The following is a 25173-nucleotide window of genomic DNA, read 5'->3' on the forward strand; positions in this document are numbered from 1 at the left end:
TGGTTCGTGGCGAACACGGAAAATGGGGAGACCGTACCTCTTCTCGAGGTGCGTCATATAACGAAACTGTTCGGGGTCTTCGCGGCCTGCAATGAGATCGACCTCAAGATCCGGCCCGGCGAGATCCATGCACTGCTTGGCGAAAACGGCGCCGGCAAATCGACGCTGGTCAAGATGCTGTTCGGTGTTCTGGCGCCGACATCGGGTCAGATCCTCTGGCAGGGAAAACCTGTGCAGATCGGTAGCCCCGGCGAAGCGCGTCGCACCGGCATCGGCATGGTGTTCCAGCATTTCTCGTTGTTTGAAGCGCTGACAGTGGCCGAAAATATCGCGCTGTCGCTCGACAAATCCATTTCGCTTGCCCGCATCGCCGAAGAAGCGCGTGCGCTTTCCATCGCCTATGGTTTGCCGCTCGATCCATCGGCCCACGTTGCCGATCTTTCCGTCGGCGAGCGCCAGCGGATCGAGATCGTTCGTGCCCTGTTGCAGAATCCGAAGCTCATCATTCTCGACGAGCCGACGTCGGTCCTGACCCCGCAGGAGGCCGACAAGCTGTTCGAAACGCTCGAGAAGCTGAAGGCGGAAGGCCGTTCGGTTCTCTATATCAGCCACCGGCTCGAAGAGGTGCAGCGCATTTGCGACCGCGCGACCGTTCTGCGTCATGGCAAGGTGACGGGCGCCTGTGATCCGCGACAGGAGACGCCGGCATCGCTCGCCCGCATGATGGTGGGGTCGGATGTCGCCTCTGTCTCCCGCACAGCCAATGCCGGCGCGGGCGAAACCGGTTTTGCCACCCGCAAACTGAGTGCAGCGGCGCGCACCCCGTTTGCCGTGGCGCTGAAGGATGTGTCGCTTTCCGTTCGCAAGGGCGAGGTTCTGGCGATTGCCGGTGTTGCGGGCAACGGGCAGGGCGAACTGTTCGATGTTCTGTCGGGTGAGTATCCGGTTGGTGACAATGAGGCGGTGAGCATTCTCGGCAAGCCCGTCGGTCGGCTCGGCATCAATGCGCGTCGCCTCATGGGAGCGGCCTTCGTTCCGGAAGAGCGGCACGGTCATGGTGCCGTGACAGGCATGAGCCTGTCTGAAAACATGCTCCTGTCGCGCAATCAGTCAGACCGGAAAGCCTTTCTCGGCGGCGGTTTCTTCAAGGTCATCCGCGGCGGCACGATCAAGGCGGCGACCAAACGCATCTGTTCGGATATGGATGTGCGCAAGAGTGGTGAAGATCCAAGCGCCGGTTCCCTGTCCGGCGGCAACTTGCAGAAATTCATCGTCGGACGTGAGCTCGATCGCCAGCCGACGGTCATGATCGTCAATCAGCCGACCTGGGGTGTGGATGCGGGTGCGGCGAGCCGTATCCGTCAGGCGCTGGTCGACCTGGCGAAATCCGGTTCCGCCGTTCTGGTGATCAGCCAGGATCTGGATGAGATTTTCGAAGTCGCAACCCATGTGGCTGTCATTTCCGACGGTCGTTTGTCCGAAGCCTATCCGGCTGGCGAAATGAACCGCGAAAAGATCGGCCTCCTAATGGGTGGCATGCATGCGGGCGAGAAGGAGGCGGCGCATGCTGCGCATTGAGCTTGAGAAACGCCCCAATCCGTCGAAACTCTATGCGGCGCTGTCGCCGTTCATTGCGCTGCTTTTGACGCTGACCTGCGGTGCGATCCTGTTTGCCGCGCTCGGCAAGGATCCGATCGAGGCGCTCTATCTCTTCTTCATCGATCCTCTGCGGGAAGTCTGGTCACTGCACGAACTGGCGATCAAGGCCGGACCGTTGATCCTGATCGGCGCTGGCCTGTCGATCTGCTACCGCGCCGGCAACTGGAATATCGGTGCCGAAGGCCAGTTCATCTTCGGCGGCATTTTCGGCTCGTTTCTACCGGTCGTCTTCCACGGCTGGTCGTCGCCGCTGCTTCTGCCATTGATGCTGATTTTCGGCATGGTGGGTGGCGCTCTCTATGCCGCCATCCCGGCGCTTTTGAAAACAAGGTTCAATACCAACGAGATCCTGACGAGCCTCATGCTCGTCTATATCGCGCAGCTCTTTCTCGATTGGCTGGTGCGTGGTCCCTGGCGCAATCCCGAAGGTCAGAACTTTCCCGAAACCCGGCTTTTCGACGCTTCCGGCGTTTTGCCGCCCATCTGGGACGCATCGGGTCGTGCCCATTGGGGCTTCGTCTTCGCGATTGTGATCGCGATCGCGCTCTGGTTCATGATGGAATTCACGCTGCGCGGCTACCAGGTCAAGGTGCTCGGCCAGTCGGCAAGGGCAGGGCGGTTTGCCGGTTTCTCCGCATCCGGCATGGTCTGGTTCACCATGCTTCTCTCCGGAGCGCTTGCCGGGCTCGCGGGGATCGCGGAAGTCTCAGGCGCGATTGGTCAGTTGCGTCCATCGATTTCGCCCGGCTACGGTTTCACGGCCATCATCGTTGCCTTTCTCGGCCGCCTCAATCCGCTCGGCATCATCGTGGCTGGCCTTGTGCTCGCGCTGACCTATCTGGGTGGGGAGGCAGCGCAGATGACGCTCGGCCTCTCCGACAAGGTGACGCGCCTCTTTCAGGGGCTGCTGCTGTTCTTCGTCCTGTCCTGCGACACGCTGATTGCCTACCGGATCAAGCTCGTCGTGAGCCGGGCAATCGCCAAGACCGGAGGAGCGTGACATGACGCCAGCTGAATCCATCGCGATTACCATCATCACCGCATCGACACCGCTGGTGCTGGCCTCCGCCGGTGAACTGGTGACCGAACGGTCCGGCGTCCTCAATCTCGGCGTCGAAGGCATGATGGTCATGGGCGCGGTGACGGCGTTTGCCGTGGCGCAGATGACCGGTTCGCCCATGGCGGGCGCTGCGGCCGGTTTCGTGGCCGGAGCCGTGGTTTCGCTGCTCTTCGGTTTCCTCACGCTGACGCTGGTCGCCAACCAGGTGGCAACCGGTCTGGCGCTCACCATCCTCGGCCTCGGTCTTTCCGGCATGATCGGCGAATCCTATGTCGGTATGCAGGGCATCAAGCTCACCCCGATTGCCATTCCGGGATTGTCGTCGATACCGTTCCTCGGGCCGGTTCTGTTCAATCAGGATGTGATCTTCTATTTCTCGATCGCGCTCGTCATTTTCCTGCACTGGTTCCTGTTTCGCACCCGCGCCGGTCTGGTGCTCAGATCGGTGGGCGACAACCATGCCTCGGCCCATGCGCTCGGTGTCAATGTCGTGGGCATCCGCTATCTCGCCGTCATGTTCGGCGGCGCCTGCGCCGGTCTTGCCGGCGCCTATCTTTCGCTCGTCTATACCCCGCAATGGGTGGAAAACATGACCGCCGGCCGTGGCTGGATTGCGCTGGCGCTGGTCGTGTTCGCCTCCTGGCGGCCCTTGCGGCTCATCATCGGCGGCTATCTCTTCGGTGCCGTCTCGATCGGCCAGCTGCATGCCCAGGCGTTCGGCATTGCCATTCCGGCACAGTTTCTCTCCGCAATGCCCTATGTCGCGACAGTGCTGGTGCTGATCATCATCTCGCAGAACAGACGCATGACGCTCATCAATACACCGGCTTCGCTCGGCAAATCCTTTGTCCCGGACCGGTGACAGACAACAACCATAACCAATGGAGGCAAACATGAAGAAACTCATTCTCACGCTCGCAGCGAGCGCCGCCGTGCTCGGCTTCAGCGTTTCGGCACAGGCAGCAGACAAGCTCAAGGTCTGCTTCCTCTATGTCGGCTCCAAGACCGACGGTGGCTGGACGCAGGCGCACGATATCGGCCGCCAGAAGCTGGAAGCCGAACTGGGCGACAAGATCGAAACGTCCTATCTGGAAAACATTCCGGAAGGACCGGATGCCGAACGCGCCATCGAGCGTTTCGCCCGCTCGGGCTGCGGCCTCGTCTTCACCACCTCGTTCGGCTTCATGGACCAGACCGTCAAGGTTGCTGCCAAGTTCCCGGATGTGAAGTTCGAACATGCGACCGGCTACAAGACCGCGCCGAACCTGACGGCCTACAATTCGCGTTTCTATGAAGGTCGCTATATCCAGGGCCAGATCGCCGCAAAGATGTCGAAGACCGGAACGGCTGCCTATCTCGCATCGTTCCCGATCCCGGAAGTCGTGCAGGGTATCGATTCCTTCGTCATCGGCGCCCGTTCGATCAATCCGGATTTCAAGCTCAAGGTCATCTGGGTGAACAGCTGGTTTGACGCCGGCAAGGAAGCCGATGCGGCTAAGGCTGCCATCGACCAGGGTGTGGACATCATCACCCAGCATACGGACTCCACCGCGCCGATGCAGGTTGCCGAAGAGCGCAAGATCCACGCCTTCGGTCAGGCGTCCGACATGATCAAGGCCGGCCCGAATGCGCAGCTGACCGCAATCGTCGACAATTGGGGCGCCTATTACATTGCTCGTACCAAGGCGGTGCTCGATGGCACCTGGAAGAGCCAGATGAGCTGGGATGGTCTGGCGCAGAACATTCTCTACATGGCGCCCTACACCAACATGCCGGATGACGTGAAGAAGATGGCTGAGGAAACCGAAGCCAAGATCAAGTCTGGCGAACTCAAGCCCTTCACCGGTCCGCTGAAGAAGCAGGATGGCACCGAATGGCTGAAGGCTGGCGAAAGCGCTGGCGATGACGTTCTCGGCGGCCTGAACTTCTACGTCGAAGGCGTCGAAGGCGACCTGCCGAAGTAAGGCCTGTCGAGCCCATAACGAACCCCGCCGGACCATGTCCGGCAGGGTTCTGTATTTCGAGGACAGTGGATCAGGCGCCGACCTGAGCAATCCAGTCGTTGAGATTGTAGGTGTTGGAAATCCGCGCCACCTTGCCATTGCGGATTTCGAAGAAGGCGCCAGCCGGCAGCACATAGGTCTGGCCATTGGCCTCCGGAAGGCCTTCATCGGTCTTGAGATATTCACCATTGACCACGAATTCCGCTGCGCCGCGGCTGCCATCTGCATTTTCCATGATCACGATATCGGTCAACCGCTCGCGATAGCAATTGTTCATGTGATCCATGAAGGTAGCGAAGGCGGCCTTGCCGACCTGACGCCCGCCCTGATTGATGTCATGGATGACATTGTCGTCGAGGAGGTCGAGAAAGGCTGCCATGTCCTGCCGGTTGAAGGCGTCATAATAGGCCTGGATCGTATCTTTCGCGCGCATTTTGTCTCCATCTTGTGCTGGTAAAAACATTGGATGCTGCTCTATAGCAGCACGCATTCAGTTTGGAACAGCGAGAATTCATGCAGATCCTTCTCCGCAACGGCTCCGCCATCGAACCCTATCTCGAAGATCTCGCACGTTTGCGCATCACGGTCTTCCGCGAGTTTCCCTATCTCTACGAGGGAACGGCCGAGTATGAGCGGTCCTACATCGCCACCTATGCCCGCTCGCCGGATAGCCTGTTCGTTCTTGCGATCGACGGGAACCGCGTCGTCGGCTGCTCGACCGGCATACCGATGACGGATGAGAGCGAGGCCTTTAGAAAGCCCTTCGTCGATGCCGGCTGGGATCCGGACAGGATCTTCTATTTTGGCGAATCCGTGCTTGAAAAAACCTATCGCGGCCAAGGTCTCGGCGTCCGCTTTTTTGAAGAGCGGGAAGCCTATGCGCGCGGCCTTAGGCGGTTTGATCACTGTGCCTTCTGCGCAGTCGAGCGATCTCATGCGCATCCATTGCGCCCGGCCGGCTATGAGCCGCTCGATTCATTCTGGAAAAAACGCGGCTACAGGCATCACCCGGAGCTTCGCACCCACTATTCCTGGCGAGACATCGACCAGTCCGAGGAAACCGAAAAGCCGATGTCCTTCTGGCTCAAGTCGATCGGTTGAGATCAGGCTTTGGGGGATTGCCAATCCGCCCGGCCAAAGTGCGGCCCCAGCCTATCCCGGGCTGTTCGATGAACCGGTAGGAGAGCCAGGCCAGCGCATAAGTGATGGCGACGCTCAGGGTGAGAGCCGCGCCGAAACGTGGCAGAGGTTCCATGGCAGGGAATGTGTTGGCGAGCCAGCCCACCACCGGCAGCATGACCAGAAGATGGATCAGATAGACGCCGTAGGAAACGTCGCCGACAAAGCGCGCCAGCCGGTTCGACAACAGCCAGTCCAGCCAATCGAGCATGCGCGCGGCAAAAAGCGGTAGCCGATCGCGATAGAGAAACAGGAAGAAGCCACAGACGATTGCGATCTTGATTGCGCGGTGCAGGCTGTCACGCCCGCCGCCCAGCGGCACGAAGATCGCGGCGATAGCGCCTGCCAGATAAAGCCATTTCCAGTGCCCCTCGACCCTGAGCGACATGGCAACCAGCATGCCGGCGCCGAACAGGTGGAACTTCATCGGCAGCATCGAATAGGCGCCGATGACGAAGCCGCTCTTGTCGAGCCAGCGGCCGAAGGCCCAAAGGCCGAGGATCAGCGCGGCCATGGTCAAGACGCGACCGAATTTCAGCACCGCCAGCATCATGAATGGCAACACGGCATAATACTGCATCTCAAGCCCGATCGACCAGTCGGGCAGGGCGGTGCGGAAATTGTGCGTCCAGGTCATGCCGAACAGGAAGCTCACATGCATCAGGATATTGGTGAGCGAACTGTCGAGATAGCGTTCGGCATAGCGCTGGGTTTCCTCGACGCCGTTCGGGAAGAGTGCGGCCGCATCCAGCCGCGCCTGCCAGAGCTCGGGGCCGAAAAAGAGCGCGAAGGCGAGGGCGACATAATAGAGCGGCGCGATGCGAAAGAAGCGCCGGATCCAGAAAATCGTCCAGGTCGACGGCGCATCCCAGGGCTCGCGCTCCTGCCGCAACTGGTAGTGATAGGTCATCAGGAAGCCGGAAATGATGATGAACACCTCAACGGCCAGATCGGGTTGCGCGAAAATGCCGATCTTGTAGCCGGTCAGGAACATGGCATGCCCGATCAGCACCCAGAGCGAGGCATAGCCGCGCAATCCATCCAGGAATGCGAGCTGGTGGCGCTGATCAGACATGAATGCTCCCGAAGGTCAGGCCTTGTTGGCCAGGAACCACTGGTAAACGGCGGCCACACCCTCTTCGAGGCCGATTTTCGGTGCCCAGCCCATAGAGCGCAGCTTGTCGGCACTCATGAGCTTGCGCGGTGTCCCATCCGGCTTGGAAAGATCATGCACGATCTCGCCCGTAAAGCCGACGACATCGCAAACGAGCTTCGTCAGTTCGAGGATCGTCACATCTTCACCGGAGCCGATATTGACATGGCCGGCAGCCGAATAGGTCTTCATCAGATGCACGCAGGCATCGGCACAATCATCGACATGCAGGAATTCGCGGCGCGGCGTGCCGGTGCCCCAGACTGTGATCGACGGAGCGCCGCTCAGCTTGGCCTCGTGGGCCTTGCGGATCAGCGCCGGCATCACATGGCTCGAATTGAGATCGAAATTATCGCCCGGACCATAAAGGTTGGTCGGCATGCCCGAAATGAAATCGGAGCCATGCTGCTTGCGGTAGGCGTCGCTGAGCTTGATGCCGGCGATCTTGGCTATCGCGTACCATTCGTTGGTCGGTTCGAGCGTACCGGTCAGCAGCGCATCCTCGGTGATCGGCTGCGGCGCAAATTTCGGATAGATGCAGGACGAACCGAGGAACATCAGCTTTTCGACGCCCACCTTGTGGGCGCCGTTGATGATGTTGGCCTCGATCATCAGGTTGTCATAAAGAAAATCGGCCGGAAAGGTGTCATTTGCCAGAATGCCGCCCACCTTGGCCGCGGCGAGAAACACCGCGTCTGGCCTGTTCTTCTCGATCCAGGCGGTGGTGGCAGCCTGATCGCGCAGATCGGCATCCTGGCGGCTTGCCGTCAGGACCTCGCAATTTTCCGCCTGCAGGCGACGGACGATGGCAGAGCCGACCATGCCGCGATGGCCGGCGACCCAGACACGCTTTCCGGACAGATCGTACATCGGGCTCAGGCCTCTTTCATCACGGTGGCGGTCTGCATCACCTTGAGGTCTTCGTTGACCATCTCGCGGCAGAGATCGCGCACGGATGTCTCATGCTTCCAGCCGAGCTTTTCCTGTGCCTTGGTCGGATCGCCGAGCAGGAGATCCACTTCCGTCGGACGGAAATAGCGGGGGTCGATTTCGACCACGACCTTGCCGGTCAGCTGGTCGTAACCCTTTTCATCGACGCCGGTGCCCTTCCATTCGAGATGGATGCCGACATCCTCGAAGGCCCAGGTGATGAACTGGCGCACTTCGGTCGTCTCGCCGGTCGCGAGAACATAATCGTCCGCCTTGTCCTGCTGCAGCATCAGCCACATGCCGCGGACATATTCCCGCGCATGGCCCCAGTCGCGCTTGGCATCGATATTGCCGACATAGAGCTTGTCCTGCTTGCCGAGCCGGATGGCAGCGGCGGCGCGGGTGATCTTGCGGGTCACGAAGGTTTCGCCGCGCAGCGGGCTTTCGTGGTTGAAGAGAATGCCGTTGGAGGCATGCATGCCGTAGGCTTCGCGGTAGTTGACCACGATCCAGTAGGAATAAAGCTTGGCGGCGGCATAGGGCGAGCGCGGATAAAACGGTGTCGTTTCGCGCTGCGGCACTTCCTGCACGAGACCGTAAAGCTCGGAGGTCGAGGCCTGATAGAAGCGGGTCTTCTTCTCAAGGCCGAGAATGCGGATGGCTTCGAGCAGGCGAAGCGTGCCGATACCGTCGGCATTGGCTGTATATTCCGGCGTTTCGAAGGAGACGCGCACATGGCTCTGAGCGGCGAGGTTGTAGATCTCGTCCGGCTGCGCTTCCTGCACGATGCGGATCAGATTGGTCGAATCCGTCATGTCGCCATAATGGAGAATGAAACGCTGATCCTTCTCGTGCGGATCCTGGTAGATATGCTCGATACGACCGGTATTGAAGGAGGACGACCGGCGTTTGAGGCCGTGAACGATATATCCCTTGCTCAGCAGCAGCTCGGCGAGATAGGCGCCATCCTGTCCGGTGATACCGGTTACCAGTGCTACTTTCCTCTTGTCGTTACTCACATACATCTCCTGTCGCGGGCGTTCGGACTGGTCATCGCGTCCGTGTCGATCGCGCTACAGGCCGATTTGGGCGGCAACATGTCCAAGCTCGGGATTTCAAAGCAGGGACGTGGCCAGCCATTCTCTGGCTGTAACGGACGATGTTCGGGGAGACCGGTCTCGAAAAACCCTTAGCCGAGCACAAGGGAGACTGCAATTGCTTTGCAGGGCTCAGGCAAGCGAAATCATCATCCAAAGAAAATGCCGGGCAGGCGGGCCCGGCATGGGATATCTTGCCAGCGATCATAAGCGCAACGCTCAGTGATAGCGGCGGATCAGCCCCACCAGCTTGCCCTGGATCTTGACCCGGTCAGGTCCGAAGATGCGCGTCTCATAGGCAGGGTTGGCAGCTTCAAGCGCGATCGAGGCGCCCTTGCGCCGGAACCGCTTGAGGGTTGCTTCCTCATCATCGACGAGTGCCACGACAATATCACCCGGATTGGCGGTCGAGCCGTTGCGGATGATCACCGTATCGCCATCGAGGATGCCGGCCTCGATCATCGAATCGCCCTTCACTTCGAGCGCATAATGTTCGCCGCTGCCGATCATGCCGGCCGGAACACCGATATCATGCGTATTGTTCTGGATGGCGGAGATCGGCACACCTGCAGCGATGCGGCCCATGACCGGGATGGAGACGCTGTTGCCCATATCCTCCTGCACCGGTTTCGGCGGCGGAGGGGGAGGAGCCTTGCCGAGACTGCCCTCGATGACGCTCGGCGAGAAGCCCCGCACCTGCGGCTTGATGCTCGGCGAATAGGCTTCCGGCAGCTTGATGACCTCAAGCGCGCGCGCCCGGTTCGGCAGCCGGCGGATGAAGCCGCGTTCTTCGAGCGCCGTGATCAGCCGGTGAATTCCCGACTTCGAGGCGAGGTCGAGCGCGTCCTTCATTTCGTCGAAAGAGGGCGGCACGCCGGACTCCTTCATGCGTTCATGAATGAACAGCAACAATTCCTGTTGTTTTCTGGTGAGCATATGACCCCTCGCAGAATCGCGAAACAAATCTGGAACAGACACTATATGTTCCATGTATGTTCCGCAAGAGGTTAATATTCCGTGCAAGTTCATGCGCTTCATTGAAGAGAATTGCTGATGGGGCCGGCGAGATTCGGAGACAGGCTCAGCGCGCGTGCGCGGCTTGACAAAACCGCATCCATTGCCGTCATTGCAGCACAGGCCGGAGACAGGACATGACCATTCTGACAGTGACGCTCAATCCGACGATCGATATCTCCAGTGATGTCGCCGAAGTGCGTCCGACCCACAAGATCAGAACCTACAACCAGCGCCGCCATGCCGGTGGTGGCGGCATCAATGCGGCGCGCGTGATTGCCGAACTTGGCGGTGATCCGAAGGCGGTCTTTCTCTCCGGTGGCGCCACCGGCGCGCTGCTGGAAGACACGCTCCTCCATCTCGGCCTGGCCTTCGAGGCAATCCCGATTGCGGGTTTCACCCGCATCGCCTTCATGGTGCATGAAGAGAATACCGGCCTCGAATATCGCTTCGTTCCGGAAGGGCCCGATGTCGAAGCCGCTGACCTCGAAAAGGTCATCGAGGTGGTCAAGGCCTTTCGGGGCGAATTCATTGTGGCGAGCGGCAGCCTGCCGCATGGTGCGCCGGTCGATACCTATTGCCGGATGGCCGATATCGCCCGCCAGAACAGCATGCGTTTCGTGCTCGATACGTCCGGCCAGGCACTGATTGAAACGCTCGCGCGCGCGTCGGTCTATATGGTCAAGCCGAGCCGGGGCGAACTCGAAAAGTTCCTCGGCCACACGCTGGACGAGGCTGAAATCGGCCCCGCCGCGCACCGGCTGGTGGAAGAAGGGCGCGCAGAGGTCGTCTGCGTGACGATGGGTGGCGATGGCGCGATCCTCGCAAGCCGGGACGGCATCTTCCATCTGCCGGCCCGCAAGCTCGAGGTCCGCTCAGCGGTGGGTGCGGGCGACAGTTTCGTCGGCGCCTTCGTCTGGGCGCTGGCCAAAGGCTATGGCGAGCGCGATGCCTTCCGGATGGCCACCGCCGCCGGCACCGCAGCCGTTCTGACCCCCGGCACCGAACTCTGCCAGCGCGCCGACATCGAGCGGATTTATGCCGAGACGCCGGAGCCCGACCGGATCGAAGGCTGAAAATTCCGACGTTCCGTCGCTTGGTCCGCGATGGATCGCCAGAGCCTGCCTAAAACTCCAGCACCACCGACGGGGCGCTGCGTTTGGCCTCACCGTGAAACACCGCCTCGATATTGTTGCCATCGGGGTCGAGCACGAACGCCGCATAGTAACCGGGATGATAGGCCCGCTCGCCGGGCGCGCCGTTGTCACGTCCGCCATGAGCGAGTGCGGCGTGATAGAACGCATCCACCATCGGCCGGTCCTTCGCCTGGAAGGCGAGATGATGCCGGCCCGTCAGGGCGCCGAGAGCAGCGGGGCTTTCGGCGGAAGAGACGACCAGTTCGTCCGCCCAGAAATAGCCATCTGCCGTATCCACAAGCGGAATCTCGAGCACGGACAGAATGGCTGCATAGAAATCTCGACTGGCGCCAAGGTCCTGGACCACAAGTTGGATATGGTCGATCAGCCGGCCACGATGCAGTTGCTGCGTTTCCATCAATACTTTCCTTTCAAATCCGTACCGATCCAATTCTTAACGAAGGACCATCCTTATGTAACGCCACCATTCGGTGTTTTGGTAACCGGTCGAGGGGGCGGGATGCGCCGATCCTGGAATGGGCCTTTGCCGCGCTATCGCTCTTGCCGTTTCCGCACTCAGGAACACCAGCGCCTCCGCCATGGACGCTGTCCTCACATCTGGCACCGAACTCAGTAAGCGCGCCGGCATTGAACGGATTTTTACCGAAACACCGGAGCCCGACAGGATCGGCGAAGCGGGTGGTCGTCAGGATTGCTTATCGGGATTAAACACACGGGACGGCAAAAACAGGCCCGCCGCTGCCATAAGAACCGCAAGGAGGCACGCAGATTAAAGCGCAGAAACAGGAGTCAATTTAACCCGAAATCCGAGCCGCCTGAATCCGCTTCAATACGCGGCACTGTCAAGTGAATACGTTTCTGTACAAACGGTAGCACAGTCAGGCATGTATCATCTCTCTACGCCTAATTTTTAAAATCTGACGCCAAAAAAGTAACTAGGCTCATCAGCATGAGCGCGATAAACCTCGCCAGAACTGTAATTGAAAGCCCTCCCAACGTGAAAAGCAAAGAGGCAATAAGTTTCGAACTCGAAAATCCTTTGAAATTTGTATAGCCATCGATTGCTATCTTTCTAAAATCATCAATTCCATCAGAGATGAATATGTAGCTTGCATGCGCAGATATAAAGATCGCAAGCGCCAAAGAAAAATAGTTACTTTCTCGAATTATTTTAGGGCGTGAAAAAATAGCGAAGAAAAATAAAATTGAAATTCAAAAGAATAATGTCCCGTTTCTATTTTGGAGGCCTGTGGCCAGAACCATGGAAGATGACAGTGCTGCGCCAATAAACATGCGTACGAATGTATTTGGTGTAAGCTCTGTTTTCATTAAAATTTCCGTTGAGCCGTCACTTCAGACTATATGTTTTACTCGAAATTTTTGGCCCCACAAAACCGCCGCCTCGAAACTTTGCACATAGATTTTTTTGCTGGCCGATTATATCATTTTTTATATAGAAACTGGCTACTATGGATCTTCCTGGTGAATTGACGATAGATTTAAAGTTATGCTCATCAACTGATCCAGTTTGGAAGATTGAAATATCTTTCACGTACAAATCGAGATTGTCGATATGAAGTCCTTTGCAATCTGTTAGTTCCATAAAAATAGTCGCCGATACCCTTCGAGCAGAATAGATCATGTTCTTATCTACAACGACGTTGTATTTTATCCATTCAGAATCTGCTACATCAGACGGATAGATATCTGATCTCGGCCTGCTAGCAACCAAACCCACAGGCTCTATTTTTGCGTCAACCATTATCGTGCAAGCGGCACATATCAAGGCTAACAGCAATGAGAATCCCAACCTAATAATTGTCATACTTTCTTGCACCGGTCTTGGCGACAATCTCCCTCGATCTAGCGTGATTTCGCGGCACAATTCGCGCGGAAATTTTCGCTTCAGGTAGGGCGTTAAGTTGCCAATACTCATGTTGGATCGTTCGTGGCTAAGCATCAAACGGCTGTCCGTCCTCGTACGTCAACGCCTGTTTGGCGTCGGCCAGAACATCCGGCCAGTTTGCAAGGAAGGGCTCCGCAAGCACTTTCTCGAAGGTACTGCAGAAGTTCCAAAGCGCCTGGCGTTCCGCAGCATCCTCAATCACGAGCACTCGATCCTGAGTGCTATCGCTGTAACGCGACAGCATCTCGAAAAGGACTAGAGCCTCGGCGCGGGTCAGCGAAATGGAAACATCCTTGGCTTTCGCTGCGTCTGTGGTCATGCGAGTGATCCGCTTGTTGAAGCCTTGAAAATCGGGAGGCGGTCACAGTCATTCTCCCCCTTCCGCAGTCAATTTTTCAAGCGCAAATACGTCATTTCTGCGGGGAAAGTGGTGAGAGCGATGGGATTCGAACCCATGACCTACTGATTAAAAGTCAGTTGCTCTACCGGCTGAGCTACGCTCTCACAACGCAGTTGGCGCAAATCTTCGGCGCCTCCGGAATGGCGCGATACATATGCGAAGGCGCTTTTGCCGGTCAACCCTCCGCACGAAGAATTTTCGCCCTTTTGCGGCAAATTGGCCTTTCAAGAAAAGGTGACTGGCCTTTCTGGTCCGCAATACGTTAAGACCCGCCGCATTGGGACGGTACGAAGGCCTCAACGCCTGATATTGCAGAGGAGAGACCCTTGGCGGTTTCGGAAGTGTCATCGATCAGCGCGATTCTTGCGGGAACCTTCTCCTTCCTGTCACCCTGCGTGCTGCCACTGGTGCCGCCCTATCTCTGCTATATGGCCGGCGTTTCGATGGATGATTTCGTCGATCCGGAAACCCGCGAGCCGCGCAAGGGTGTCAGGCTTTCGGTTCTGTTCGCCTCGCTGTTCTTCACGCTCGGCTTTTCCACAGTCTTCATCGCGCTCGGCGCCAGCGCCACCACCATCGGCATGGTTCTGCGCCAGCATATGGTGCTGCTGTCGCAGATCGGCGGCCTCGTCATCATCATCATGGGGCTGAATTTTCTCGGCGTGATCCGCATTCCGTTCCTGTCGCGGGAGGCGCGCTTCCAGTCGGGTGGCAAGCCGGCCACGCTCACAGGCGCCTATATCATGGGCCTTGCCTTCGCCTTTGGCTGGACGCCCTGCATCGGGCCGATCCTCGGCGCCATCCTCGGCGTTGCCGCCTCGCAGGAGACGGTGGGCGAGGGCGCCCGGCTGCTGGCGCTCTATTCGCTCGGCCTTGCGGTGCCGTTCTGGTTCGCTGCGGCCTTTTCTGGCCTCTTCATGGCCTTCCTCATCCGCTTCCGCCGCCATCTCGGCATCATGGAAAAGATCCTGGGAACGCTTCTGGTGCTCACCGGGCTTGCATTCATGTTCGGTTACATCAGTGATATCGCCATCTGGTTCCAGCAGACCTTTCCGATTCTGATGACGATCGGCTGAGCGTCTGCCTCTTGGAGGTGTCGACGATGGCCGAAATTGCCGCGCTCGTGCTGCCGTTCTTCGGCCTGATTCTGCTCGGCTATATCGCCGGCAAATGGCGCAAGCTGCCGGAAGTCGCGCTCGGCTGGCTGAATTTCTTCATCATCTATGTCTCGCTGCCGGCCTTGTTCTTCAAGATCATCGGCCGCACCCCGGTCGAGGAACTGACGCGGTTCGATTTCATTCTGACCAGCCTTGCAGCGACCTATACCTTGTTTGCCATCGTCTTTCTGGTCGGCCGTTATGTCCGTCGCAATCCCGTGGGCGAATCGACCATTCAGGGACTGGCAGCCGCTTATGGCAATATCGGCTATCTCGGGCCCGGCATTGCGCTTGCCGCCTTCGGCGAGGCTGCCGCGCTGCCGCTGGCGCTGATCTTCGCCTTCGAGAACATGGTGCATTTCACGGTGGCGCCGGCTTTCATGGCATTCGACGGTAACGACAAACGCAAACCGGCCCAGCTGGCGCGCGATGTTTTCCTGAAGATCGCGTTGCATCCCTTCATTCTCGCCACCGTCGCCGGTTTCATCGCCGCTTTCACCGGCCTTGCCCTACCGGGCTTCCTGCAGACGATGATCGACAATCTCGCGCCCGCCGCCGCGCCTTGCGCCCTCTTTGCCATGGGCGTGACGCTGGCCCTGCGCCCCTTGAAAAGGGTGCCAGCCGAAATCGGCTACATCGTGCCGGCGAAACTCGTGCTGTTGCCGCTGCTGATGTATCTCTATCTCAGCCTGTTTGGAAACTTCCCGCCGATCTGGGTCGGTACCGCGCTCCTTCTGTCGGCGCTGCCGACGGCGACGAATGTGTTCGTCATCGCCCAGCAATATGGTCTCTGGCAGGAGCGCGCTTCCGCAACCGTGATGATCACCACGGTGATTTCGGTGCTGACGGTCTCGACCGTTCTCTACCTTCTGAAATCAGGCACTCTGCCGGCTGACCTTTTTCCGTAGAAAATCCGGAAAGCCGCGCAGGGCACGACCGGGCGCCACCCCTTCCTGCATCACGGCATGACGCAGCGGCGGGATGGTCGCGAGAAGCTGGAGGCCGGCTGCGCGCATCATCTGCACCGGCAGGAAATCCGACAGCAGCGACCGGTTGAGAAGATCGATGCTGACGGTGCGGCTCACCACATCGGTGCGCCGCGCCCGGTCATAGTCGTCACCGATCGTCAGCATGCGGCCGGCAAGCCGCGCCTTGGTGGCAAGGTCGACGGCCTTTTCGATATCGCGCAGGGAGAGGTTGAGCCCCTGGGCGCCGATGGGCGGGAAGACATGCGCCGCTTCGCCGATCAGCACCGACGGTCCGCGTCCGAAGCGGGTGGCCGTCATTGCCGAAAGCGGCCAGGATTGCCAGCCTTCCTCGACCGTCACCTTGCCGAGCATCGATTGCATCCGTTCCTCGATGCGGCGACCGAGTGCCTCAACCGTCATATCCATCAGGGCCCGCGCTTCTTCCGGCTTCACCACCCAGACCAGGCTGGAGCGTGTGGGCGCGAGCGGCACCTGCGTGAAGGGGCCAGTGGGCGTATGGAATTCGGTTGAGACATCGCCATGCGGCCGTTCGTGGGTGAAATTCAGAACCACCGCGGTTTGCGGATAATCGTGGCGGCGCATCTCGATGCCAGCCGAGCGTCGAACGAGAGAATTGCGGCCATCGGCGCCCACCACAAGGCCTGCTTCCAGCGCCATTCCGGATGCCAGCGTCAAGTGGGCCAGGTCATTTTCAAGCGCCACCGTCTCGACACTGTCGTGAATGACAGAAAGATTGGGCTCAGACTCCATCGCTGCGGCCAGAACGGCAAGGAAGGGCGCGTTGGGAATATTGTAGCCGAAGGCGTCAAGACCGATCTCGCTCGCCCGGAAGGCCACGGTGGGCGCGCGCAGAAGCCGGTTGGTGCCGTCGATGATCTGCATCGTCGCGAGCGCCGCCGCATGCGGCTTGACATCCTGCCAGAGACCGAGCCGATCGAGAAAGCCTAGCGACTGGTCCATGAGCGCAGTCGTCCGGCGGTCGAGTCGTGTGTCCTCAGGGGCAACGATTGCCGTGCTGAAACCCGCTCGGGCGAACGCCAGACCCGCAATAGAGCCTGCAAGCCCCGCACCGGCAACAACGACCTCGAATTTCTGCATCACGAACATCCTCTTTTGGAGGATAGATCTAGCCCGTCACGCACCGGAAATCCATGGGGTGAATTGGCGCAGTCTCAGTCGCGGCGGCCGCCATCGATAACGCGGAAGAGGGGACGGTTGGCCGGTTGCGCAGGAGCCGCCTGCTCGACCGATGGCAGGATAGAGCGAGGCATATGCTCATCCGTGAGGAATTGCAGCCGGGTCGGTAACAGCCAGCGATGGAGGGCAGTCAGCGGACGTGTCGGATCGTCCGCAGCCAGGCAGCCGAAAATGCGGTCGACCACGCCGGGCTTCGAACTCAGTGGCATCAGCAGCATTTCGAGGCCGAATTCCGGCTCCTCGACACCACGCGCAATGAGATCCACCTTGAGAATTTGCCCGGTGGCGAGAACCGACTGCGCAGCAAGCACCATCCGCCGTGCAGAGTTGGGTTCCCAGATCGCGGCAAAATCAGTGTTTCTGGCCTCGCGACCGAAAACGAGACAGGTGCGTGTTCCCGCGAGACGGAAGCTGAAGCTCGCATCCTTGAGCTGTTCCAGCATGAAAACATCCGGCAACGCCGCCTTGAGTTCGGCCGGATTGATCTCCGAGCGCAAGGGGGCCGCGCGCCCAGCCCTGAGCTGTTCGTAGTAGGAATAGACCGCCGAGATCGTTTTCTGTCGCATTGCTGACTACCGGTATGAGGCGCATCGCTGTATCGAAACGGCACGAGCGATGCATTACCATTTGGTTAAAGCGAAATGCGTGCCAACTGCCCACGGGGTGGCCAGAGTTAAGGTTAATTCTTTCTTTCGATTGAAATGACGGGGCGATGGTGCGATCCTCCACACATCGAAGGACATCGTCCTCAGCACATCTTTCCAGATCGGATCTCCAGAATCGATCCTGCCGTTCACCCCCACGGGGCTGGACGGCATTTTTTTTGCTGCTATGACGAGGCAAACGCAGCGCGAGAGCCTCACTTGACCGAGCACAACAGCCCAGTTCCGCCCGAGCCCGTGCGCCGGGAACCGATTTTCAACACCCCGGCCATTCTGGTCCTCATGATCGGTCTGATGGCGGCGATCCATCTGGTCCGCGTCTATCTCCTGTCCCCGGAACAGGAGCGCGATCTGGTCATTCTGATGGCGTTTCTTCCCGCCCGCTACGTGCATCCGCTGCTGGAGCAGGATCCGGGCTGGTTTGTCGGGCCTGTCGGCTATTCGCTCCTGCATGGCGGCGCGCTGCACCTGATCTTCAACTGCCTCTGGCTTGCGGTCTTCGCAACGCCCTTGGCGCGCCGAATCGGAACGGTCCGCTTCCTGCTGTTGTGGGTCTTTTCAGCTGTATTCTCGGCCTTCTTCCACGCTTTCATGACCGGGTTCGAGCCGATCCTGCTCATCGGCGCCTCGGGTGTCGTCTCGGCGACGGTGGGGGCCGCCTGCCGCTTTTCCATGCCGCTATCCGGCACCGGCCTCATGCGCTACGCGCATCTTGCGCCGCGATTGGGCATCATCGAAGCCCTGAAACGGCGGCCGGTCCAGATGTTCATTGCGCTCTGGGCCCTGTCGAATGTGCTCGTCCTCTGGGGGATAGGCGCACCCGCCGGCAGCAGCAACATCGCCTGGCAGGCCCATCTCGGGGGCTTCCTGTTCGGCTATCTTTTCTTCGCGCCATTTGATCGCAAAATGAGCCATTAACGATTCCTTTGCGATTGGCTTGATTTTATAGCCAATCGCCTTCACCATGCTGATGACTGGGCGGGTAGGCGCAGCAGTCGCTGCGAACGATCTGTCCGGCCATGCTCATGCAATGAGGAGGATCGCATGCGTGTTAAGGCTATTTTGGACCAGAAAGGTCGCAACGTGCTGACGGTGGGGCCGCAGGTCACCATCCGTGATGCCGCAAGGACGCTCAAGGAAAACAAGATCGGCGCGGTCGTCGTGCTCGGAGGAGGCGACGAACTGGTCGGCATCCTCTCGGAACGTGACATCGTCTCGGCCGTGGCCCTGCATGGTGCCGATTGTCTCGGCAAGCCGGTCTCTTCGATCATGACGGCCAAGGTGCATCAATGCACCGAAGAGACTTCGATCGATGAGGTCATGTCGATGATGAGCGAAAGACGCATTCGCCATCTGCCGGTCGACAAGGCGGGCCGGCTCGTCGGGCTGATTTCCATCGGCGACGTCGTCAAGACGAAGATCCAGATCATCCAGCAGGAAGCCGACGAGATCAAAGCCTATATTGCAGGCTGAACCATGCCATAACCGGGTGTCGCCAAAGGCGACGCCCCTAGACATTGCGTCCGGTCACACGCGGCGGATCACTTCCTGCATGCGCTTGATTTCGGCGATCTTCAGCTTGGCTTCCTGATAGCCGCGATCGATGGCTTCGGAGGCACGGTGGAATTCGGACAGGCCGATATCGGCAAGCCGCGGCTGCAGCGCAAGATCAGGCGGATCGCCGGCAAGACGGGCGCGCGAGATACGGTCCTGAATGATGTTGAAGGCTTCCACCATCACACCGGTCATGCCGATATGGCTCGGCTTCTCGCGGTCGCCGTCCCGTTCGAACTGCTTTTCCAGCGGCTGTACGGCCGCATGATGCTTGACGACAGCTGAACGACCGTAAAGGTCGTAGTGCAGGTTGACGGCCACGACCAGCGGCTGCTCATAGGCCCGGCAAACCGACACCGGTACCGGATTGACCAGCGCGCCATCGACCAGAATGCGGTTGTTGCAGCGGATCGGCTCGAAAATGCCGGGCAGGGCGTAGGATGCCCGAAGCGCCGTGATCAGCGATCCGGAGTCGATCCACACTTCGTGACCCGTGCGGATCTCGGCGGCAACGGCCACAAAGGGCCGGTTGAGATCGCCGATGGCGATCCCGTCGAGATGCTCCTGCATCCGTTTCGTCAAGCGCATGCCACCAAACAGGCCACCGCCGCCAATGGTGAAATCCAGCAGCGCTGCGATGCGCCGCATGGTGAGCGAGCGGGCGAAATTCTCGAGTTCATCGAGCTTGCCGGCCATGTAGCAGCCGCCGACGAGTGCACCGATCGAGGTTCCGGCGATCATGCCGATCTCGACACCCTCTTCATCGAGCGCACGCAGAACCCCGATATGAGCCCAGCCTCGGGCAGCACCGCCGCCGAGGGCGAGCGCGATCTTTGGTTTTGGCTGTTCGGGTTGAGCCACCTTGCCAGGCACGCCTGCAATGGTGCTGACGCCGTTTTCGAGAGAGACGGCCGGCTCTTCATGACGATGAAAATTCCAGTTCAGCATCGCAATACCCCATAAGGCTGAACAACTCGCCTGAGGTCATTACGACTGAAACTTGTTAAAAAATCGAGTCAATTCCTGCCCTTTGTCTAATATTGGGGCAGATGCCTAACTTTTATAAATGTGATCCGGGTCGAAATGACGATGCGAATCGACCTCGCGCAGCATTGCCCGACCATCCTGAAGTTCGACCGCGCGATAAAAGCAGGAACGCCGACCCGTGTGGCAGGTCGCCTGGTGCCCTGCGACCTTGACGCGAACAAGAAGCGCGTCCTGATCGCAATCGGTGAGCAGTTCGATCACCGTCTGAAGGTTGCCGGAGGTCTCGCCCTTCTTCCAGATCTGGCGTCGCGACCGCGAATAATAATGCGCAATCCCGGTCTCGATCGTCAGCGACAGGGCTTCCCGGTTCATATGCGCCACCATCAGCAACGCATGGTCATCCGCATCCGTGACGATGGCCGTGATCAGGCCATTGTCATCGAATTTCGGCGAAAAAACCGCACCTTCTTCAAGATCCGCCTTGCTGGCGGATGGAGCCGGGAATTCCAGGGACATGGGTCAGGCCGGATAGTTGAAGCCGCGCACCATGGACATGAACCGCGCCTGTTCGCGCGGCTCGGTCTTGAAGGCGCCGGTGAATGTGGATGTCAGGGTCGAAGCGCCGAGCTTCTGCACGCCGCGCATCGCCATGCACATGTGATCGGCTTCGATCAGCACGGCAACGCCCTTCGGCTTCAGATGCGCATCGATCGCGTGGGCGATCTGGGCCGTGATCGATTCCTGCGTCTGCAGTCGCCGCGCGAACACTTCCACGGTGCGGGCGATCTTAGACAGGCCAAGAACGCGGCCATCCGGCAGATAGCCGACATGGGCCTTGCCGATGATCGGCACCATATGGTGCTCGCAATGGGAGAAGAACGGAATATCGCGAACAAGCACGATATCGTCATAACCGGCCACTTCCTCGAACGTGCGGCCAAGCACATCCTCGACGGAGGCTTCGTAGCCCGAAAACAGTTCGCCATAGGCTTTGACGACGCGGGCAGGGGTATCGAGAAGCCCTTCGCGCTCGGGGTCATCGCCAATGAAGCGCAGCAAAGTGCGTACAGCTTCCTCGGCTTCCGACACGGTCGGTCGGCGGTCCTCATCAGTCTTGCGGGTCAATGTCTTCACGATCGCGTCCATGAACGGCCTCTAACTTTCTCGCATATCCGAGCGCTTGGATTCGGACAACTCGCCTCTGGCCATTCACCTGTCCCTGCAGGCATGGGTTCCGTTGGCGGGCTCCGGAGCCTCAGGCTCCTCTTCTCAGTGAGGGGCTTTCGGCACGGTTTCCCAGTCAACAGGCGACAGATGCTCTTGCAATTCTGTCGCCCCATTGCGACATGATATATAGAAATGCGCCATGCCGCGCAAAGGGTCCTGTTGTATTTTTCCCTGATACGGAGGAAATTCCTTTCCGGATTTCGCGCATGGCAGGAATTTTTCGGGCGGAACTGCGCATGGACGACATTTACAACACGAAAATCCTGGAATTTGCGGGCAACATTCCGCGCATCGGCCAGCTCACCGATGCGGATGCAAGTGCGCAGGCCCACTCGAAGCTTTGCGGTTCCAAGGTCAAGGTCTGGCTGAAGCTCGATGGGGATGTCGTCAGCGATTTTGCCCATGATGTGAAGGCCTGTGCGCTCGGCCAGGCCTCGTCCTCGATCATGGCGCGCCACGTGATCGGCGCTTCAGCCGCCGAACTTCGCGCCGCCAAGGCAGATATGCTCGCGATGTTGAAAGAGAATGGCGATGGTCCCTCCGGCCGGTTCGAGGATATGCGGTTTCTGAAGCCGGTAAAGGACTACAAGGCGCGCCACGCCTCCACGATGCTGACATTCGATGCCGTGTGCGACTGTCTCGACCAGATCGATGCGCGCGCACTGGCCCCGGCGAACTGATGTGCGATGCGCCTGATTGCCAGCATCGCGATCCGCCCGCGCAGAAGCGCGGACGCAACTGGTCCGGCCCGTTTCCGAAGACGCCGGGCCGTCTTTTCGGCATGGCTTTCATACGGCTCTACCAATTGACATTGTCGAGCCTGATCGGCAATTCCTGCCGCCATATGCCAACCTGTTCCGAATATGGCTATGAAGCCATTGCGCGGCATGGTTTGTGGGCCGGTGGTTTCCTGACCTTCTTCAGGGTGTCGCGATGTGGTCCCTTCGGCACCCATGGCATCGATCCGGTGCCCGAGATGCTTCCCGACGATGTGACCTGGTACCGCCCCTGGCGATTCTGGCGGCTGGGCAAGCACGATCGCAACTAGGCACCTCATACCGCTGCCGGCGACAGAATAGTTGCCCCATGCGGGCGTCGAAACATAACTTTACGCAATTTTACCCGTACGAAACCCACGGCGGCCCTGTTCTTGCTAGACATCATCCCGAAAAGGGAGCTGCGAGTACATGGTCACGAACGCTCACGACGATGCCCGGTCCGTCCGGATGGCAATGGTATCCATGCTCCTTGTCATCGCTCTTCTGCTGAGCGGATGCAGTCCGGAAGCAAGGGCGAGCTATACGGCACCTGAAGCCGAAGCGGCAACGCTCGTCGGCTTTGAAAATGTTCGCACCTATCTCGATGCCCCGTTGAAGGGAGGCGATGGCGATGCGGCAAAATGGGCGCCCGACAATCGCAAGCCGAAGGTCGATTTTCTGATGATCTCGGGCGGCGGAGCGGGTGGGGCCTTCACGGTCGGGATCCTGTCGGCCTGGAGTGCGACCGGAACCCGTCCGAAATTCGATGTTGTCACGGGTGTCAGCACCGGTGCCTTGATCGCGCCCTATGCTTTTCTCGGCGAAGCCTATGACCAGCAACTTGTCAAACTCTATACGAGCGGGACGGCCCGTAATCTCGTGGAAGCCCGCTGGATGGGCACAGGCCTGTTTCAGAGCAGCCTCTTGAAACCCGAGCCTCTTCGGCATCTCGTCAACAAATATGTGACATGGCCGTTCCTGGCCCGGATCGCTGCCGAACATCGCAAGGGGCGGCGGTTGCTCATTCTCACCACCGACCTCGATACGCAGCGTGCGGTGGTCTGGAACATGGGGGAAATTGCCGCCAGCGGCCGGATGGATTCGCTGTCACTGTTCCGCGATGTGTTGATTGCATCCGCCAGCATCCCAGGCATCTTCCCGGCGGTGCGGATCAAGGCGCAGGTGGCCGGGCGTCAGATCGAGGAGATGCATTCCGATGGAGGATCGGCGTCGCAGGTTCTGACCCTGCCCGAACAACTGATCGCCGAGGGCGGAAAGCTTGCGCAACGCAAGAACCAGAAAATCAACTTCTATGTGATCGTGAACAATGCGCTTATGCCCGAATTTTCCACCACCCCTGACCAGACACTGCCGGTCATGGCAAGAGCCTATTCTATCCTGATCAAGTCCCAGACCCGCGCTTCGCTTCTTGCGCTTTATGGCTACGCGAAAAGAACTGGTGCGGAATTTCATCTTGCCTCGATCAACAAGCAGATTCCCTATTCGGTTTCCGACCCGTTCAATACGGATTACATGCGGACCGTCTATGCCATCGGCTACGCGGAAATGAAAAACGGTACCGTATGGAAGGATCGGCCGATTTAACTCGATGAGATTTCGCATCTCAAACGTTCTATCGTGAAATGCGTCCATCCTTGTTTCTTGCGCCCGGTTTCGTGCAATGACGAATGGGGAACGGATTGAACGCGAAACGGAGCGGGTACGATGCGGTTCATTGGTGCGATATTGTCTCTACTATTTCTGACGTCTGCCTCTCAGGCTGCGGAAATCATTGTCTATTCCGGCACCTTGGGGGACGAGGATGTCGTTCTTGAGCTTTCGCTTCCTTTTGGCTCCAGGAACGCGGTTGTCGGGCGGTTCGCCTTTCTCAAGTCCGGCATCGATGTGCCACTGCGTGGGGCCAGTTCCGAAGGCAAGGTCACGCTGATTGAAGAACAGCCCTGCAAACCTGCGACCTGCCTGAAATCGCCGGATATTCTGGTCATCGATCCGCCGGTTGCCGCCGACTGGACGGTGAGTGTGAGCGGAGACGGCAAGACAGTCACGGGAAAGAGGCTCGATCGTGCGACCGGCAAGAGGTCCGAATTGCGGGCTGCCAGGCGTGGGAATCGTGAGGTCTATGCTGAGGACGGCGCCTATCCTTTTTATCTTGACCCCTGGATGGTGCTCAATCTGCTGACATCGGATCCGAGGGTATTGAAATTCTCCGATTCGCCCTATGAATTTCTCAAGCAGGAGACTGCGCTGGTTCCCGGGCCTGAAATCCCCATCGGCAGCGGGGTCTATCGTCTGGCGACCGATCCCCGGATCGATCTTTTTTACCCGGAGATCGTCCGGATCGATGGTGTTACGGATCTTGAGCCGATCCGCCGGTATCTTCTGCAACAGCGGATCCAGTGGAACCTCTACGCCTTCACCTGCAGGGCAAAGGTCTATCTCGGTTTCGGCTGGGTCGATGAGAAGATCGACAATCAAAACGGGCTTGATGGCGGCGGATCGACCACTATCACCTATCTCACGGACCGGCTGATGAGCCTCACCGAAGGCGGAAGCTATCTCTGTGGCATGGGAAGTTCCTACAATTTCATCACCAACCGGCTGGTCGATGTGAAGACAGGCCAGCCTCTGGTGCCGGAATCCATCCTCAAGGGATGGGTCGCACGCGATTTCGAAGGAAAGGTGCTGACGTCTGAGACGATCAAGACAGCCGATGAAATCGAATGGGGCCCGGATGACAGGCTCGCCGACTATGTGATTTCCCACCGGACGAAATTCGATGCCGCGACCGAAAAGGATTGCGATCTGGATGCACTCGTCCGATCGAATCTCGGCATTTATCTGAGTGCCGGCAAGCTGGTTTTCACGCTCCGGGATCTCGAGGGCTATCGTCTTGCCTGCACCAACGACCTGCTTGAAATTCCACTCAAGGATGCCCGCCCGCTATTGACCGAGGCGAGTTTGAAATACTTCCACGAATTCGATCGCTGACGCGCGGAAAGCCGGGCTTTCCATTGCGCGGCAAAAGGGATATGGAGGCCTCGGTCGAAAGCGTCCGCTGATGCG

General features: G+C 58.9%; 27 protein-coding genes and 1 tRNA gene. 14 read left to right on the forward strand and 14 right to left on the reverse strand.

Going from position 1 to position 25173, the window contains the following annotated elements:
* Positions 1–6: 6 nt before the first annotated feature.
* The 4 genes from Q4481_RS08685 to Q4481_RS08700 are packed head-to-tail and all read left to right on the forward strand — an operon-like array spanning position 7 to position 4683.
* Positions 7–1578, forward strand: a complete 1572-nt coding sequence (locus Q4481_RS08685; RefSeq protein ID WP_304375947.1) for an ABC transporter ATP-binding protein — start codon at positions 7–9, stop codon at positions 1576–1578.
* Positions 1568–2659 carry an ABC transporter permease gene (locus Q4481_RS08690; protein ID WP_304376083.1) on the forward strand — a complete coding sequence of 364 codons (1092 nt, stop codon included), beginning with the start codon at positions 1568–1570 and terminating at the stop codon, positions 2657–2659. The genes Q4481_RS08685 and Q4481_RS08690 overlap by 11 nt, the downstream gene beginning before the upstream one ends.
* Position 2660: 1 nt before the next feature.
* A complete protein-coding gene (locus tag Q4481_RS08695; RefSeq protein WP_304375948.1) occupies positions 2661–3581 on the forward strand; it encodes an ABC transporter permease in 921 nt (306 codons plus the stop codon).
* A 31-nt stretch (positions 3582–3612) separates the two neighbouring features.
* The gene (locus Q4481_RS08700) at positions 3613–4683 is read left to right on the forward strand and encodes a BMP family ABC transporter substrate-binding protein (protein WP_304375949.1); all 1071 of its coding nucleotides are present in this window, start codon (positions 3613–3615) and stop codon (positions 4681–4683) included.
* A 70-nt stretch (positions 4684–4753) separates the two neighbouring features.
* On the opposite strand, the gene Q4481_RS08705 is transcribed toward Q4481_RS08700, so the two are convergent.
* Entirely contained in the window at positions 4754–5155 is a 402-nt protein-coding gene (locus Q4481_RS08705; protein WP_304375950.1) for a ketosteroid isomerase-related protein, read from the reverse strand.
* An 80-nt stretch (positions 5156–5235) separates the two neighbouring features.
* Here Q4481_RS08705 and Q4481_RS08710 point away from each other — a divergent pair, with 80 nt between their 5' ends.
* The gene (locus Q4481_RS08710) at positions 5236–5823 is read left to right on the forward strand and encodes a GNAT family N-acetyltransferase (RefSeq protein ID WP_304375951.1); all 588 of its coding nucleotides are present in this window, start codon (positions 5236–5238) and stop codon (positions 5821–5823) included.
* Here Q4481_RS08710 and Q4481_RS08715 read toward each other — a convergent pair.
* From Q4481_RS08715 to lexA, 4 genes are all read right to left on the reverse strand, one after another.
* On the reverse strand, positions 5807–6976 hold the full coding sequence (locus Q4481_RS08715; protein WP_304375952.1) for an acyltransferase family protein: 1170 nt from the start codon (positions 6974–6976) through the stop codon (positions 5807–5809). The two genes, Q4481_RS08710 and Q4481_RS08715, sit on opposite strands and share 17 nt — an antisense overlap.
* Positions 6977–6991: 15 nt before the next feature.
* The gene (gene fcl, locus Q4481_RS08720; protein WP_304375953.1) at positions 6992–7924 is read right to left on the reverse strand and encodes a GDP-L-fucose synthase; all 933 of its coding nucleotides are present in this window, start codon (positions 7922–7924) and stop codon (positions 6992–6994) included.
* Positions 7925–7929: 5 nt separating this feature from the next.
* Positions 7930–9003 carry a GDP-mannose 4,6-dehydratase gene (gene gmd, locus Q4481_RS08725; RefSeq protein WP_304375954.1) on the reverse strand — a complete coding sequence of 358 codons (1074 nt, stop codon included), beginning with the start codon at positions 9001–9003 and terminating at the stop codon, positions 7930–7932.
* A gap of 297 nt (positions 9004–9300) precedes the next feature.
* The gene (gene lexA / locus Q4481_RS08730; RefSeq protein WP_304375955.1) at positions 9301–10017 is read right to left on the reverse strand and encodes a transcriptional repressor LexA; all 717 of its coding nucleotides are present in this window, start codon (positions 10015–10017) and stop codon (positions 9301–9303) included.
* A gap of 215 nt (positions 10018–10232) precedes the next feature.
* Here lexA and Q4481_RS08735 point away from each other — a divergent pair, with 215 nt between their 5' ends.
* A complete protein-coding gene (locus tag Q4481_RS08735; RefSeq protein WP_304375956.1) occupies positions 10233–11171 on the forward strand; it encodes a 1-phosphofructokinase family hexose kinase in 939 nt (312 codons plus the stop codon).
* Positions 11172–11220: 49 nt separating this feature from the next.
* Here the strand turns inward: Q4481_RS08735 and Q4481_RS08740 are convergent, their stop codons facing one another.
* The 4 genes from Q4481_RS08740 to Q4481_RS08755 form a co-directional block, all read right to left on the reverse strand.
* Positions 11221–11649, reverse strand: coding sequence for a VOC family protein (locus Q4481_RS08740; protein ID WP_304375957.1), 429 nt, complete (start codon positions 11647–11649; stop codon positions 11221–11223).
* Positions 11650–12600: 951 nt separating this feature from the next.
* Complete coding sequence (locus Q4481_RS08745) at positions 12601–13188, reverse strand: hypothetical protein (protein WP_304375958.1); 588 nt, start codon at positions 13186–13188, stop codon at positions 12601–12603.
* 16 nt (positions 13189–13204) lie between these two features.
* Positions 13205–13477, reverse strand: a complete 273-nt coding sequence (locus Q4481_RS08750) for a hypothetical protein (RefSeq protein ID WP_304375959.1) — start codon at positions 13475–13477, stop codon at positions 13205–13207.
* A 109-nt stretch (positions 13478–13586) separates the two neighbouring features.
* Positions 13587–13662: transfer RNA gene (locus tag Q4481_RS08755), tRNA-Lys, on the reverse strand.
* 222 nt (positions 13663–13884) lie between these two features.
* Here Q4481_RS08755 and Q4481_RS08760 point away from each other — a divergent pair.
* Positions 13885–14634, forward strand: coding sequence for a cytochrome c biogenesis CcdA family protein (locus tag Q4481_RS08760; RefSeq protein WP_304375960.1), 750 nt, complete (start codon positions 13885–13887; stop codon positions 14632–14634).
* A gap of 26 nt (positions 14635–14660) precedes the next feature.
* Positions 14661–15623 carry an AEC family transporter gene (locus Q4481_RS08765; RefSeq protein WP_304375961.1) on the forward strand — a complete coding sequence of 321 codons (963 nt, stop codon included), beginning with the start codon at positions 14661–14663 and terminating at the stop codon, positions 15621–15623.
* On the opposite strand, the gene Q4481_RS08770 is transcribed toward Q4481_RS08765, so the two are convergent.
* Positions 15591–16802 (reverse strand): UbiH/UbiF family hydroxylase, encoded by a 1212-nt coding sequence (locus Q4481_RS08770; RefSeq protein ID WP_304375962.1) that lies wholly within the window; start codon positions 16800–16802, stop codon positions 15591–15593. The genes Q4481_RS08765 and Q4481_RS08770 overlap by 33 nt on opposite strands.
* 74 nt (positions 16803–16876) lie before the next feature.
* Positions 16877–17467 carry a PAS domain-containing protein gene (locus Q4481_RS08775; protein WP_304375963.1) on the reverse strand — a complete coding sequence of 197 codons (591 nt, stop codon included), beginning with the start codon at positions 17465–17467 and terminating at the stop codon, positions 16877–16879.
* Positions 17468–17764: 297 nt separating this feature from the next.
* Between Q4481_RS08775 and Q4481_RS08780 the strand changes: the two genes are divergently transcribed.
* Together Q4481_RS08780 and Q4481_RS08785 are read left to right on the forward strand one after the other, a co-directional pair.
* The gene (locus tag Q4481_RS08780; RefSeq protein ID WP_304375964.1) at positions 17765–18481 is read left to right on the forward strand and encodes a rhomboid family intramembrane serine protease; all 717 of its coding nucleotides are present in this window, start codon (positions 17765–17767) and stop codon (positions 18479–18481) included.
* 126 nt (positions 18482–18607) lie between these two features.
* Positions 18608–19036, forward strand: a complete 429-nt coding sequence (locus Q4481_RS08785) for a CBS domain-containing protein (RefSeq protein WP_304375965.1) — start codon at positions 18608–18610, stop codon at positions 19034–19036.
* A 54-nt stretch (positions 19037–19090) separates the two neighbouring features.
* Here Q4481_RS08785 and Q4481_RS08790 read toward each other — a convergent pair whose 3' ends face one another.
* The 3 genes from Q4481_RS08790 to folE form a co-directional block, all read right to left on the reverse strand.
* Entirely contained in the window at positions 19091–20065 is a 975-nt protein-coding gene (locus Q4481_RS08790) for a patatin-like phospholipase family protein (RefSeq protein ID WP_304375966.1), read from the reverse strand.
* A 105-nt stretch (positions 20066–20170) separates the two neighbouring features.
* Positions 20171–20620: a phosphoribosyl-AMP cyclohydrolase gene (gene hisI / locus Q4481_RS08795; RefSeq protein WP_304375967.1), complete on the reverse strand. Its 450-nt coding sequence runs from the start codon at positions 20618–20620 to the stop codon at positions 20171–20173.
* Between the two features lie 3 nt (positions 20621–20623).
* Positions 20624–21250, reverse strand: coding sequence for a GTP cyclohydrolase I FolE (gene folE / locus Q4481_RS08800; protein WP_304375968.1), 627 nt, complete (start codon positions 21248–21250; stop codon positions 20624–20626).
* Between the two features lie 317 nt (positions 21251–21567).
* Between folE and Q4481_RS08805 the strand changes: the two genes are divergently transcribed.
* The 4 genes from Q4481_RS08805 to Q4481_RS08820 all read left to right on the forward strand — a co-directional run bounded on the left by Q4481_RS08805 (position 21568) and on the right by Q4481_RS08820 (position 25098).
* Positions 21568–22011 carry an iron-sulfur cluster assembly scaffold protein gene (locus Q4481_RS08805; RefSeq protein WP_304376084.1) on the forward strand — a complete coding sequence of 148 codons (444 nt, stop codon included), beginning with the start codon at positions 21568–21570 and terminating at the stop codon, positions 22009–22011.
* Positions 22011–22379: a membrane protein insertion efficiency factor YidD gene (yidD, locus tag Q4481_RS08810; protein WP_304375969.1), complete on the forward strand. Its 369-nt coding sequence runs from the start codon at positions 22011–22013 to the stop codon at positions 22377–22379. The genes Q4481_RS08805 and yidD overlap by 1 nt, the downstream gene beginning before the upstream one ends.
* A 139-nt stretch (positions 22380–22518) precedes the next feature.
* Entirely contained in the window at positions 22519–23694 is a 1176-nt protein-coding gene (locus tag Q4481_RS08815) for a patatin-like phospholipase family protein (protein WP_304375970.1), read from the forward strand.
* Between the two features lie 120 nt (positions 23695–23814).
* Positions 23815–25098 (forward strand): hypothetical protein, encoded by a 1284-nt coding sequence (locus Q4481_RS08820; RefSeq protein ID WP_304375971.1) that lies wholly within the window; start codon positions 23815–23817, stop codon positions 25096–25098.
* The last annotated feature ends 75 nt before the right edge of the window (positions 25099–25173 follow it).

This window comes from Fluviirhizobium alvei (genome assembly GCF_030551875.1).
GTDB lineage: Bacteria > Pseudomonadota > Alphaproteobacteria > Rhizobiales > Rhizobiaceae > Rhizobium_E > Rhizobium_E alvei.

Excerpts from the sequence above, each read along its gene's own strand:
- Q4481_RS08695 (WP_304375948.1), top strand. The coding sequence starts at position 2,661 with ATGACGCCAGCTGAATCCATCGCGATTACCATCATCACCGCATCGACA.
- Q4481_RS08700 (WP_304375949.1), top strand. The coding sequence starts at position 3,613 with ATGAAGAAACTCATTCTCACGCTCGCAGCGAGCGCCGCCGTGCTCGGC.
- Q4481_RS08705 (WP_304375950.1), bottom strand. The coding sequence starts at position 5,155 with ATGCGCGCGAAAGATACGATCCAGGCCTATTATGACGCCTTCAACCGG.
- Q4481_RS08710 (WP_304375951.1), top strand. The coding sequence starts at position 5,236 with ATGCAGATCCTTCTCCGCAACGGCTCCGCCATCGAACCCTATCTCGAA.
- Q4481_RS08715 (WP_304375952.1), bottom strand. The coding sequence starts at position 6,976 with ATGTCTGATCAGCGCCACCAGCTCGCATTCCTGGATGGATTGCGCGGC.
- fcl (WP_304375953.1), bottom strand. The coding sequence starts at position 7,924 with ATGTACGATCTGTCCGGAAAGCGTGTCTGGGTCGCCGGCCATCGCGGC.
- lexA (WP_304375955.1), bottom strand. The coding sequence starts at position 10,017 with ATGCTCACCAGAAAACAACAGGAATTGTTGCTGTTCATTCATGAACGC.
- Q4481_RS08735 (WP_304375956.1), top strand. The coding sequence starts at position 10,233 with ATGACCATTCTGACAGTGACGCTCAATCCGACGATCGATATCTCCAGT.
- Q4481_RS08740 (WP_304375957.1), bottom strand. The coding sequence starts at position 11,649 with ATGGAAACGCAGCAACTGCATCGTGGCCGGCTGATCGACCATATCCAA.
- Q4481_RS08745 (WP_304375958.1), bottom strand. The coding sequence starts at position 13,188 with ATGAGTATTGGCAACTTAACGCCCTACCTGAAGCGAAAATTTCCGCGC.
- Q4481_RS08750 (WP_304375959.1), bottom strand. The coding sequence starts at position 13,477 with ATGACCACAGACGCAGCGAAAGCCAAGGATGTTTCCATTTCGCTGACC.
- Q4481_RS08765 (WP_304375961.1), top strand. The coding sequence starts at position 14,661 with ATGGCCGAAATTGCCGCGCTCGTGCTGCCGTTCTTCGGCCTGATTCTG.
- Q4481_RS08770 (WP_304375962.1), bottom strand. The coding sequence starts at position 16,802 with ATGCAGAAATTCGAGGTCGTTGTTGCCGGTGCGGGGCTTGCAGGCTCT.
- Q4481_RS08775 (WP_304375963.1), bottom strand. The coding sequence starts at position 17,467 with ATGCGACAGAAAACGATCTCGGCGGTCTATTCCTACTACGAACAGCTC.
- Q4481_RS08785 (WP_304375965.1), top strand. The coding sequence starts at position 18,608 with ATGCGTGTTAAGGCTATTTTGGACCAGAAAGGTCGCAACGTGCTGACG.
- Q4481_RS08790 (WP_304375966.1), bottom strand. The coding sequence starts at position 20,065 with ATGCTGAACTGGAATTTTCATCGTCATGAAGAGCCGGCCGTCTCTCTC.
- hisI (WP_304375967.1), bottom strand. The coding sequence starts at position 20,620 with ATGTCCCTGGAATTCCCGGCTCCATCCGCCAGCAAGGCGGATCTTGAA.
- folE (WP_304375968.1), bottom strand. The coding sequence starts at position 21,250 with ATGGACGCGATCGTGAAGACATTGACCCGCAAGACTGATGAGGACCGC.
- Q4481_RS08805 (WP_304376084.1), top strand. The coding sequence starts at position 21,568 with ATGGACGACATTTACAACACGAAAATCCTGGAATTTGCGGGCAACATT.
- yidD (WP_304375969.1), top strand. The coding sequence starts at position 22,011 with ATGTGCGATGCGCCTGATTGCCAGCATCGCGATCCGCCCGCGCAGAAG.
- Q4481_RS08815 (WP_304375970.1), top strand. The coding sequence starts at position 22,519 with ATGGTCACGAACGCTCACGACGATGCCCGGTCCGTCCGGATGGCAATG.
- Q4481_RS08820 (WP_304375971.1), top strand. The coding sequence starts at position 23,815 with ATGCGGTTCATTGGTGCGATATTGTCTCTACTATTTCTGACGTCTGCC.